General features: G+C 74.1%; 13 protein-coding genes. 3 read left to right on the top strand and 10 right to left on the bottom strand.

Annotated elements, in window-relative coordinates; all coding sequences use genetic code 11:
• Positions 1 to 2: 2 nt before the first annotated feature.
• From PHY01_RS24445 to PHY01_RS24430, 4 genes are all read right to left on the bottom strand, one after another.
• Positions 3 to 479, bottom strand: coding sequence for an NUDIX domain-containing protein (locus PHY01_RS24445; RefSeq protein WP_170183962.1), 477 nt, complete (start codon positions 477 to 479; stop codon positions 3 to 5).
• Between the two features lie 68 nt (positions 480 to 547).
• Positions 548 to 904 carry a Rieske (2Fe-2S) protein gene (locus PHY01_RS24440; protein ID WP_141282342.1) on the bottom strand — a complete coding sequence of 119 codons (357 nt, stop codon included), beginning with the start codon at positions 902 to 904 and terminating at the stop codon, positions 548 to 550.
• A 10-nt stretch (positions 905 to 914) separates the two neighbouring features.
• Complete coding sequence (locus tag PHY01_RS27825) at positions 915 to 1,847, bottom strand: Rieske (2Fe-2S) protein (RefSeq protein WP_141282340.1); 933 nt, start codon at positions 1,845 to 1,847, stop codon at positions 915 to 917.
• A 43-nt stretch (positions 1,848 to 1,890) separates the two neighbouring features.
• Complete coding sequence (locus PHY01_RS24430) at positions 1,891 to 3,105, bottom strand: PucR family transcriptional regulator (protein ID WP_141282339.1); 1,215 nt, start codon at positions 3,103 to 3,105, stop codon at positions 1,891 to 1,893.
• 129 nt (positions 3,106 to 3,234) lie between these two features.
• On the opposite strand from PHY01_RS24430, the gene PHY01_RS24425 reads away from it, so the two are divergent.
• On the top strand, positions 3,235 to 4,041 hold the full coding sequence (locus PHY01_RS24425; protein ID WP_141282337.1) for an alpha/beta hydrolase: 807 nt from the start codon (positions 3,235 to 3,237) through the stop codon (positions 4,039 to 4,041).
• A 4-nt stretch (positions 4,042 to 4,045) separates the two neighbouring features.
• Positions 4,046 to 4,276 carry a hypothetical protein gene (locus PHY01_RS24420; protein WP_141282335.1) on the top strand — a complete coding sequence of 77 codons (231 nt, stop codon included), beginning with the start codon at positions 4,046 to 4,048 and terminating at the stop codon, positions 4,274 to 4,276.
• Positions 4,277 to 4,302: 26 nt separating this feature from the next.
• Here the strand turns inward: PHY01_RS24420 and PHY01_RS24415 are convergent, their stop codons facing one another.
• From PHY01_RS24415 to PHY01_RS24390, 6 genes are all read right to left on the bottom strand, one after another.
• Positions 4,303 to 4,692 (bottom strand): Rv1352/Rv1906c domain-containing protein, encoded by a 390-nt coding sequence (locus tag PHY01_RS24415; RefSeq protein WP_141282333.1) that lies wholly within the window; start codon positions 4,690 to 4,692, stop codon positions 4,303 to 4,305.
• Positions 4,693 to 4,748: 56 nt separating this feature from the next.
• Complete coding sequence (locus PHY01_RS24410) at positions 4,749 to 5,600, bottom strand: VWA domain-containing protein (RefSeq protein WP_246086130.1); 852 nt, start codon at positions 5,598 to 5,600, stop codon at positions 4,749 to 4,751.
• A gap of 89 nt (positions 5,601 to 5,689) precedes the next feature.
• Positions 5,690 to 6,595: an AAA family ATPase gene (locus tag PHY01_RS24405; RefSeq protein WP_246086129.1), complete on the bottom strand. Its 906-nt coding sequence runs from the start codon at positions 6,593 to 6,595 to the stop codon at positions 5,690 to 5,692.
• The gene (locus PHY01_RS24400; protein WP_141282331.1) at positions 6,592 to 7,419 is read right to left on the bottom strand and encodes a mycofactocin-coupled SDR family oxidoreductase; all 828 of its coding nucleotides are present in this window, start codon (positions 7,417 to 7,419) and stop codon (positions 6,592 to 6,594) included. Before PHY01_RS24400 ends, PHY01_RS24405 begins: the two co-directional genes overlap by 4 nt.
• Positions 7,420 to 7,431: 12 nt before the next feature.
• Positions 7,432 to 8,268: a mycofactocin-coupled SDR family oxidoreductase gene (locus tag PHY01_RS24395; protein WP_141282329.1), complete on the bottom strand. Its 837-nt coding sequence runs from the start codon at positions 8,266 to 8,268 to the stop codon at positions 7,432 to 7,434.
• A 24-nt stretch (positions 8,269 to 8,292) separates the two neighbouring features.
• Positions 8,293 to 9,099, bottom strand: a complete 807-nt coding sequence (locus PHY01_RS24390) for an SDR family oxidoreductase (protein WP_141282327.1) — start codon at positions 9,097 to 9,099, stop codon at positions 8,293 to 8,295.
• 142 nt (positions 9,100 to 9,241) lie between these two features.
• Between PHY01_RS24390 and PHY01_RS24385 the strand changes: the two genes are divergently transcribed.
• Positions 9,242 to 9,922 carry a MerR family DNA-binding transcriptional regulator gene (locus PHY01_RS24385; RefSeq protein ID WP_141282325.1) on the top strand — a complete coding sequence of 227 codons (681 nt, stop codon included), beginning with the start codon at positions 9,242 to 9,244 and terminating at the stop codon, positions 9,920 to 9,922.

Below are 9,922 nucleotides of genomic sequence, written 5' to 3'. Positions count from 1 at the left end.
CCCTAGGGGACCGGCTGCGTGCCGGCCACCGTGCCGCCCTCCAGGTAGGCCGGGACGCCGGTGCGGTGGGCGTCGACCGCGGACAGGACGCGGCGGACCAGCCGCGGCTCCATCATCACGAACAGCTCGTCGGGCGACAGGAACGCCCACGAGGTGAGGACGTCGGGGCGCAGCTCGATGTGGTCCAGCTCGGTCTCGGAGAGCGTGCCGCCGTCGAAGACGAACCGGACCCGCTCCTCACGCACCAGCGGCGCCCAGTCGACGACCAGCAGCGGCCCCGGCCCCCGGTCCAGCCGCAGCTCGTCGTGCAGCACCCGCTCGCACGCCCCGCGCGGGGACTCGCCGCGCTCCACGTCGCCGCCGGGGATCTCCCAGCGGGGCTTGTAGGTGGGCTCGACGATCAGGACCTGCCCCTCCTCGTCGAGGAACAGGACCGCGGCCGTCGCGGCGGCCCGCGCGATGTCGTCGACGATCTCCACGGTCGCTCCCCGCTGCTGTCGTTCCGATCGGCGGCCGGCCCGGTCCGGGCGGGCCGGCCGCCGCCGCCCTAGTGGTAGGGCTTGTGCGGGATCTCGGCCTCGTTGAGCTGCTGGTCGAAGTCGACCCAGATCGCGTCGTCCTCGATCTTGCACGCGTACACCGGGATCGGCGCGACGGCCGGCACGCCCTTGGGCTCACCGGTGCGCAGGTCGAAGCACGAGTTGTGGGCGGGGCAGATGAGGGTGTCGTCCTCCTGCAGGTAGCCCTCGTTGAGCGGCTGCTGCTGGTGGGTGCAGGTGTTGTGCACCGCCACCGCCTCGTCCTCGTAGAGCCGGACGACACAGATCGGCTGGCCGCCCATCTGGACGACCATCATGTCGCCCTCCTCGAGCTGGTCCAGGTCCGCGACCGCTTCCCACGCCATGGCACTCCTCCTAGTTCTTCTTGCGCCGTGCGACGGGCAGGGAGCCCCGCACCTCGATCCAGCCGTTGCGGATGCGCGTGGGGAGGACCGGTTGTGGGTGGTGTGCGGGGCCGCGGACGATCCGGCCGTCGCGCACGTCGAACCTCGACTCGTGCAGCGGGCAGGTCACCACGCAGTCCTCGACGGGGCCGCGCGAGAGCAGCGCGCCCGCGTGGCTGCACAGGTCGTCGATGGCGTGGACGTCGTCGCCCGAGCGGTGCAGCAGGACCTGCCGCCCGTCGAGGGTGACGCCGGTGGTGGCGCCGTCGGGGAGGTCGGCCTCCTGGACCGCCTGCACCCAGCGGGTCGGCCCGGTCGTCGTCGCGACCCGGTTGACCATCACGGCCCGGCCCTGCACCAGGTGGCCGCCGACGTAGCCGGCCGCCCCGGTGACGCCCATGCTGGCCAGCGCCAGTGCACGCGCGGGCCCGCGGTTCCCGCGGACCCGCGCGGCGAGCGAGGCCGCCTGCAGGGCGGTGCCGGCCAGGTTGAGCAGGCCGTGGAACAGACCGGTGCGGCGGTCGTCGCCGTCGCTGACGGTCCAGTCGGTGAAGCCGGTGGCGACGGTGCCCGCCGCGGCGAGCAGCCCGGCGGCGCTCAGCGTGCCCGCGGCGTCGAGGCCGCCGTCGTCGGCCGACCCGTCCTTGCCCAGCGCGTCGAGGACGACGGTGCCGGCCCAGAACCCGATCGGGAGGTCGCTGAGCGCGGCGTGCAGCGAGTGCCCGGACCAGCGGCCGCCGTGCATGAGCTCGACGAGCAGGTTGTCGCGGTGCCGGTCGTAGAGCGGCTGGGACACCGCGGAGACCGACTCCTCCAGCGACTTCAGCCACGGCCACCGCTCCACCCGGGCGAACAGGTGCCGGTGCCACGTGGTGACCCCGAGGGGTCCTTCGGTGTCCGACATGGACTCTCCCGTCCCACTGCGGTGGCGCAGTGAGGGGACGGTCTCATCCGCGGGTGACCTTGGCCGTCTCATCGTGCGACGCGCGGCGGACACCCGGGAGCAGGCGCAGCGCGTGCAGGGCCGTCGAGAGCTCGGCGAGCGCGGTCGGGTGCTCCAGGTCGCGCCCGGTGTGCTCGGCGATGCGGCGCAGGCGGTGCCGCACGGTGTTGGGGTGCACGAACATCCGGGTGCCGGTGACGGTGGCCGAGCCGCCCGCCGCGAGCCAGGTCTCCAGCGTCTCCAGCAGCACGTCCTGTTCCTCGCGGCGCAGCTCCAGCAGGTCGCCGAGGACCCGGCGGGCGATCTGCACGGCCGCCTCGGGCGCGGCGGCGACGAGCGTGGCGAGCGGGGTGTCGTCGAAGCGGCGGACCGCGGGGGCGCCGGGCGGGGCGCTCTGCAGTGCGATGCGGGCCAGGTAGAGCGCGCGGGGGGTCTCGTCCAGCGCCGGGTAGACGGGGCTGACGCCGACGCGGCCGGGTGCGGCGCCGCCGACGACGCGCACGGCGTCGGACGGGTCGGGCCCGGGCAGCGACACCACCCCGACCTCGACGTCGGGCAGCAGCCGCCACGCCGAGGAGACGTTGACCGCGCGCAGCTTCGACGCGATCTCCGGCAGCGCGACCGTCCCCACCGCCGCCACCTCGGCGGCGACGGTGACGAACGAGCCGGTCGAGGGCAGGTCGAGCCCGCTGGCGATCTCCCACACCGAGCCGACGGCGCCGGTCGTCAGCGCCTCGACCAGCGCCGAGCGCTCCTGCTCGCGGCGGCGCAGCTCGTGGGCGGTGGCGTCGCGGTGGGCGGTGGTGAGCGTGGCGGAGTACTCGTCGGCCTTCCAGAACACGTGCGTGGCCAGCTCGGCCAGCCCGCGGGCGTCGACGCCGGCGCGGATCGCCTCGGCGGCGAGCAGCTCCCAGAACACGGCGAACCCGATCCGGAACCCGGCGAGCAGCTCCGGCAGCGGCGCCCCGACCCGGCCGCGCAGCTCGCCGGTGCGCCGGGCCGCGGCCAGGTCGGCGCCGTCGGGGAGGGGATCGGTGCGCAGCAGGTACCGGACGTTGTCGACCGCCGCCGTCCGCAGCGCCTCGGTGCTCACGTAGGTCTGGTCCCGGTAGAGGGGCAGGCCCTCCTGGACGCGCGCGACGATCCGGTCGGCCACCTCGTCGAGGCGCCGCAGGAGCGCGGGCGCGACCGTCACCAGCGCGTCGGGGGGCTCGGGCACGGCACGAGCCTAAGCCGCTGTGGCGCCGGACAACCCGGACGCGCCGACGGTGTCCGTCGCGACCTCGCCCGGGAGGTGGTAGGGCCGCGATCCTCGACGGGTCCCCACCGCCCGACAGGAAGGCCCGACATGACCACCGCACCGGACACCATCGTCCTCGTCCACGGCTTCTGGGTGACACCGCGGAGCTGGGAGGACTGGATCGCGCACTACGAGGCCAAGGGTCACCGCGTGATCGCGCCGGCCTACCCCGGCTTCGAGGTCGAGGTCGAGTCCCTCAACGCCGATCCCTCGCCCGTCGAGGCGGTGACGGTCCCCGCGATCGTCGAGCACCTCGAGTCGGTGATCCGCGGGCTCGACGCCCCGCCGATCATCATGGGCCACTCGGCGGGCGGGGCGTTCACGCAGATCCTGCTCGACCGCGGCCACGGCATCGCCGGGGTGGCGCTGAACTCGGCGCCGACCGAGGGCGTGCCGGTCGTGCCGATCAGCCAGATCCGCTCGACGTTCCCGGTGCTCAAGAACCCGGCCAACCGGCACAAGGCGGTCGCCTACGACTTCGAGCACTGGAACTACGCCTTCACCAACACCTTCCCGGAGGAGCGCGCCCGTGCCCTCTACGAGCGCTACGCCGTGCCCGTCTCGGGCCGGATCCTGTTCGAGAGCGCGCTGGCCAACCTCACCCCGGGCCACGGCGGCACCTACGTCGACTACACCAACCCCGACCGGGCGCCGCTGCTGCTGGTCGGGGCGACCGAGGACCACATCATGCCGCCCTCGGTGCAGCGCTCGAACGCCAAGCACTACACCTCGGACAAGACGCTCACCGAGTACGTCGAGTTCGGCGGCAAGCCGCACCTGATGCCCGCCGCCCCCGGATGGGAGGAGATCGCCGACTACGTCCTGGCGTGGGCGGTCCGCAACGCGCGACGATGACCGGGTGAGCGAGGAGGAGCTGGTGGTCGAGTTCGCCCTCGCGCGGCTCGACCACCCCGGCCTGGACCTCGACGAGATCGCCGCGGTGGTCGTCCGGCGGGCCGGCCCGGAGCGGGAGCTCGAGTTCGCCTCGCGCAACCTGGCCCAGCGCGGCGAGCTGCGCGGCGGGTCGTACGAGACGGCCGTGGAGTACGTCCTGCGCGTGGTCCTGCGGCTACGCGACGCCGCCGACTGAGCCGGATCGGTGTCCGGACCGGTGGGTCACTCCGTCTCCCAGGTGCCGCACCGGCTGGTGGTGAAGCGTTCGCCGACGGCCAGGACTACCCGGTGCCCGCCGTCGTCGGGACGGTCGAAGACGTCCTCGACGATCGTGGCCCCGCGCCCCTGCGCGTCGGGCACCGACCGGGACCAGTAGCAGGTGGAGCCCGGTCCCGCCACGTAGGTCCCGGGCGCGATGTCGACGCCGACGTCGTAGCTGCCGCGACCGAACGATGTCGGGAGCGTGCCCGGGTCGACCGTGGTCTCCGCTGCCGCGGTGGTGGTCGACGGCCGGTCGGGGGTCGGGCGGGGCGTGGGGAGGTAGGCGCAGCCGCCCACCGACACGACCACCGCGGTGACGACGGCCGCTGTCCGCCATCCGGTCCGATGCATCCCGTTCCTCCCGCCGCGCGTGTGCGGCGGATCCTCTCAGGACGGTCCGGCCGGTGTCAGCGGAGCAGCCGGTTGAGGGCGGGTGCGACGTCGCGGTGCCCGGCGACGGGTGCGAACCGGCCGTGGCCGAGCCGGGCGAGGTCGGCGCCGAGCGGGGCGTCGTGCTCGCCGTCGGTCTGCAGCAGGACGTGCAGCTCGGGGAACCGGCGGGCGAGCAGCCGGGGGTCCGGCCCGGCGTTGTGCACGGCGTCGGTGAGCAGCACGGCCGTGCGCCGCCGGGCCGAGGAGCGGGCCAGCTCCGCGTGCGCCACCGTCAGCGCGAAGTGCACGTTGGTGAGCCCACGGGCGGGGATGCGCAGCAGCTGGTCGAGCAGCCGGGACGCGGGCACGTACTGCTCCAGCGGGGTGAGCAGCGCGGCGTCGGACCAGAAGGCCACCAGCGCCAGCCGGTCGTCGACGAGGTCGGCCGAGAGGGCGGCGACCGTCGCCGCGGCCATCCGGACCTTCTCCCCGCGCATCGACCCGGACACGTCGACGACCAGCACGACGTCGCGGCGCGACCGCATCCGCTCGCGCACAACGATGTCGGTGTCCTCAGGGACCGGTCGCTCGGTGAGGACCTCGATCGTGCGGTCCAGGTCGATGTCGTCGGATCGGTAGCGGTACGGGACGCTCGCCAGCCGGCCGGAGCCGCGCTCGGCGCGCGGGTCGCGGGGGCGGCGCCGGATCGCCAGGCGCCGGGCGATGCGCTGCGCCAGCGCCGCCACCTCGGGGTCGGGCGCGCGGTCCTCCAGCAGCTCGGCGACGTCGCGGCGCCGCGCGGTCTGCCGCGTGGTGAGCGCGCCCTGGCCGCCCGCGGCCTGCGTGAGATCGCCGGTACCGCGCTCGCCCGCGAGGTCGACGACCACCGGCGCGCCCGCACCGGGGCGGAACAGCGCCGGGGCGTCGGTGAGCTGTTTCGGGCGCCGACCCAGCGGCCGCAGGCCCCCGGGCAGGGCTACCGCGTTGTCGACGTCGAGGTGATGCGGTCCCGGCGCGGCCCGCCGGGGCGTGAGAAAAAATGGTTCTCCCAGATCTCGGTGATCACCCGCTCCGGGGTGGCGTCGGCCGCCTCGTCGACACCGACCCGCGCCGAGAGCGCGAGCAGGGCGGCGTCGAGGATGCGGCGGGGGCGGTCGCCGTCGTAGCTGCCCAGGTGCTCCAGCTCGGCGGCGATGGCGGCGAGGTCGATCGCACCGCGCACCGACGAGCCGCGGCGCAGGTCCGGGTGCGCGCGGGTGGCCCGGGTGAGCGCGACGGCGTCGGCGACCAACTCGTCGTCGACGCTGCCGGTGCGGACCGCCACGATGTCGGCCTCCTCGGCCGCGTCCTGGTAGCCGATCGCGAGGCGGCACCACCGGTCGTAGACGGAGTCGGAGATGCGGGCGGTGCCGACGTTGTCGAACGGGTTCATCGACGCCAGCACCCGGAACGTCGGCAGGGCGGTGATCGTGCCGACCCGGGGCACCGCGACCTCCCGCTCGGCCATCGCCGCCAGCAGCGTGTTGAGGGTGTCCTCCGGCGCGCGGTTGAGCTCCTCGATGTAGAGGAACCCGCCGCGCTGCATCGCCTCCACCAGCGGGCCGGGCACGAAGTTGTCGGCCGAGTAGTCCTCGCGCAGCACCCGCGCGGGGTTGTGGTGGCCGACCAGCCGCGCGGGCGTCAGCTCGGCGTTGCCCTCGACCAGCACGAACGGCACGCCCCAGTTGGCGGTGATGGCCCGCAGGATCGTCGACTTCGACGTGCCGGGCGGCCCCTCCAGCATCACGTCACGACCGGCGGACACCGCCGCGAGCACGAGATCGAGCTCGCGGCGGCGTCCGACGACGTTCCGGGCGATGTCGTCGCGTCGGGCGGCGGTCACTTCTGCAGGAACCCCGCGTCGACGGGCAGCGACACCCCGGTGACGTAGCGGGCCTCGTCCGAGGACAGCCAGACGACCGCGTTGGAGATGTCCACGGCCTCGACCATCTCCACCGGCAGCGCGTTCTGCATGTTCGCCGACATGTCCGAGCCGGCCAGGAACTCCGCCATGAAGTCGTTGACGACCATCGGGGTGTTCACGCCGGTCGGGTGCACGGTGTTGACCCGGATCGAGTGCGGCGCCAGCTCGTTGGCCAGCGTCCGCATCAGCCCGACCACCCCGTGCTTGGCCGCGGAGTAGTGCCCGATCCCGGCCATGCCCTTGACGCCCGCGGTGGAGCTGGTGATCACGATCGACCCGCCGTTGCCGGCGTCGATCATGGCGGGGACCGCGGCCTTCACCGTGCGCCACACCCCCGTCAGGTTCACCGCGATCATCTCGTCCCACGACTCGTCGGTGATCGACCAGGCGTTCTCGGCGAACGTGGCGATGCCGGCGTTGGCGCACACGACGTCGAGCCTGCCGAACTCGCCGACCCCCTCGGCGACGAGCGCGGCGAGCGCGTCGGAGTCGCGGACGTCGGCCTCGCGGGCGACGATCCGGCGGTCGAGCTCCTCGACCTGGCGCACGGTCTCCTTCAGGTCGTCCGGCGTCGCCATCGGGTACGGGACGCTCGCGAGCTGGCGGCAGACGTCGAACGCGATGACGTCGGCACCCTCCTGCGCCAGCCGCAGCGCGTGCGACCGGCCCTGCCCGCGGGCCGCGCCCGAGACGAACGCGACCTTGCCTGTCAATCGACCCGGGCCCTGCAGTCGTCCAGCCATGACGTGCTCCCCTCAGCCCGCGTTGGTGGCGGTCGAACCGGCGGCCACGGCGAGGGTCTCGCCGGTGATGTAGCGGGCCTCGTCGGAGGCCAGGAACAGCATCGCGTTCGAGATGTCGACCGGCTCGATCCACGGCACCGGGATGGCGTTCAGCGTCTGGAACGCCGGAGCGGCGTCGTCGCGGGTCGGGTTCTCGAGGTCGGGCAGGAACAGGCGGTAGGCCGCCTCGTTCTGGATCATGTCGGTGTCGACGCTGGTCGGGCAGATCGCGTTGACGGTGATCCCGTGCGCGCCCACCTCCTGGGCCACCGACTTCACCAGCCCGATCACGCCCCACTTGGTCGCCACGTAGTGCCCGACGTTGGGGAAGCCCATCTTCCCGGCCGTCGACGAGGTGGCGATGATCCGCCCGGAACCCTGCTCGATCATGATCGGCAGCACCGCGCGCATGGCGTGGTAGACGCCGGTGAGGTTGACGTCGATCATCTCCTGCCAGAGGTCCTCGGTCATATCCGCGATCGTCGAGAACGAGAAGATGCCGGCGTTGGCGAGCAGGATGTCGACGCGGCCCAGCTCGGTGCGGGCCTGGTCGACGAACGCCTGCACCTGTCCCTGGTCGCGCACGTCGGCACGGACGGCGACGCAGCGCCGGTCCAGCTCCTCGACGAGCTTGACGGTCTCGTCCAGGTCCTCGGGCCGGGCCATCCGGTAGGGCACCGAGTCCAGTTGGGCGGCGATGTCGCAGAACGCCACGTCGGCCCCCTCCCGGGCGAACGCCAGCGCGTGCGAGCGGCCCTGGCCGCGGGCCCCTCCGGTGATCAGCACGACCTTGCCGTCGAACTTCCCCATCGCTCCTCCTCGAGCGTCGTGACCTCAGCGGGCGAGGGCTCCCCCGTCCACCGCGAGACAGTGGCCCGTGACGTGCCGGGCCGAGTCGGACAGCAGCCACATCAGGGCGCCGGTCACCTCGTCGGGGGAGATGACCTCCATGAGCAGCTGGTCGTGCAGCCAGCGCTTGTGCACGTCGTCGGGGGTGAGGCCGAGCTCGTCGGCCAGCCCGGCGAGCATCGGCGAGTCCACGGCGCCGGGCAGGATCGCGTTGACGGTGACGCCGTCGGCGGCCAGCTCGATCGCCATCGCGCGGGTGAGCCCGACGACGCCGTGCTTGGCCGCCACGTAGTGCGCGAACTCCGGCACCGCGCGCACCCCGCCGGTGGACCCGATGTGCACGACCCGTCCGCGCGGGGAGCGCCGCAGCAGCGCCGACGCGGCCTTCGTGGTGCGCCAGACGCCCGACAGGTTCGTGTCGACGACGGCGCTCCACTGCTGTTCGGTCAGCTCCCAGAACGGCGCGCTGGTGACGACGGCGGCGTTGTTGACCAGCACGTCGAGCCGGCCGAACGTGGTGTCGAGCGCGGCCAGTGCGGCGTCGACGGCCGCGGGGTCGCGCACGTCGGTCTCCAGCGGGAGCGCGCGCCGCCCGCGGGCGACCACCTCGGCGACGACGGCGTCCAGGTCCGCGCGCGTGGCCAGCGGGTAGGCGGGGACGTCGAGGTCGCGGCAGACGTCGAGGACGGCGACGTCGGCGCCCGCGTCGGCGAGGGCCAGCGCGTGCGACCGGCCCTGGCCGCGCGCCGCCCCGGTGACGAGCGCGACCTGGCCGGTGAGGTCGGTACCCATTCCCACCCCCGAACCGTCCGGAATCGTTTCGCCCGCGTCCGGGTTCACCGGGATTGACCGCGACCGCCTGTGAGGTGTAACACGACCGGGTGACGACCCCAAGTCGTTCCCGGACGGATCGGCGGCGAATCGAGGCCGGTCCGTGACGGGGTCCGGTGCCCGCCGGCTGACGGTGGGCGAGGCGTCGCGCGCGCTCGGGATGAGCCGCACCACGCTGCTCGCGGCCGAGGAGGCGGGGTTGCTGGTGCCGATCCGGACGCCGGGCGGGCACCGCCGCTACGACCCCGCCGACCTCGACCGGTTCCTGGGCCGGGCCCGTCCCGCCCCGGCGCCCGCCGCCGTCGGGCCCGCGCCCGACGCCGTGCACCTGGTGCCCGCGGTCCGGGCGGCGGTGCGCCCGCTCGCCCGGGCGCTGGACGCCGAGTCCGCCGGGGTCTACCTCGCCGGTGACGGCGCCGGGCTGCGGTTCTGCGCCGCCGCCGGCGTGCCCCGGTGGCTGGCCGAGCGACTCGCCGACACCCCCGCCCCGGCGGTCGTGACGCAGGCCCAGCTGACCCGCGGGCACCGCCTGTTCGACCCGGCGGAGGCCGCGTTCCCGGAGCCCCGCTCGACCGGGCACGGCGCGGTCGTCCCGCTGCGGTCCGACGACGACCGGCCCGTCGGCGCCCTGTTCGTGGTCACCCGGTCCGAGCGCGGGCTGCTCCCGACCGACCTGCGCATCGTCGAGGCGTTCGGCTCGCTCGTCGCCGCGGTGGTGACGGCGCAGCTGCGCATCTCCGACCTGGAGCTGCGGCTCGCCCGGATCGCCGCGCTCTCGGGCTGA

Source organism: Pseudonocardia hydrocarbonoxydans (assembly GCF_006539565.1).
GTDB classification, from domain to species: domain Bacteria; phylum Actinomycetota; class Actinomycetes; order Mycobacteriales; family Pseudonocardiaceae; genus Pseudonocardia; species Pseudonocardia hydrocarbonoxydans.
Note: the sequence above shows the minus strand (reverse complement) of the source record. Positions and strands in the feature narration are given on the sequence as shown.

What these genes read in the sequence shown, in the direction of transcription:
- PHY01_RS24395 (WP_141282329.1), bottom strand. Translation starts at nt 8,268, where the DNA reads ATGGGGAAGTTCGACGGCAAGGTCGTGCTGATCACCGGAGGGGCCCGC.
- PHY01_RS24400 (WP_141282331.1), bottom strand. Translation starts at nt 7,419, where the DNA reads ATGGCTGGACGACTGCAGGGCCCGGGTCGATTGACAGGCAAGGTCGCG.
- PHY01_RS24390 (WP_141282327.1), bottom strand. Translation starts at nt 9,099, where the DNA reads ATGGGTACCGACCTCACCGGCCAGGTCGCGCTCGTCACCGGGGCGGCG.
- PHY01_RS24415 (WP_141282333.1), bottom strand. Translation starts at nt 4,692, where the DNA reads ATGCATCGGACCGGATGGCGGACAGCGGCCGTCGTCACCGCGGTGGTC.
- PHY01_RS24440 (WP_141282342.1), bottom strand. Translation starts at nt 904, where the DNA reads ATGGCGTGGGAAGCGGTCGCGGACCTGGACCAGCTCGAGGAGGGCGAC.
- PHY01_RS24425 (WP_141282337.1), top strand. Translation starts at nt 3,235, where the DNA reads ATGACCACCGCACCGGACACCATCGTCCTCGTCCACGGCTTCTGGGTG.
- PHY01_RS27825 (WP_141282340.1), bottom strand. Translation starts at nt 1,847, where the DNA reads ATGTCGGACACCGAAGGACCCCTCGGGGTCACCACGTGGCACCGGCAC.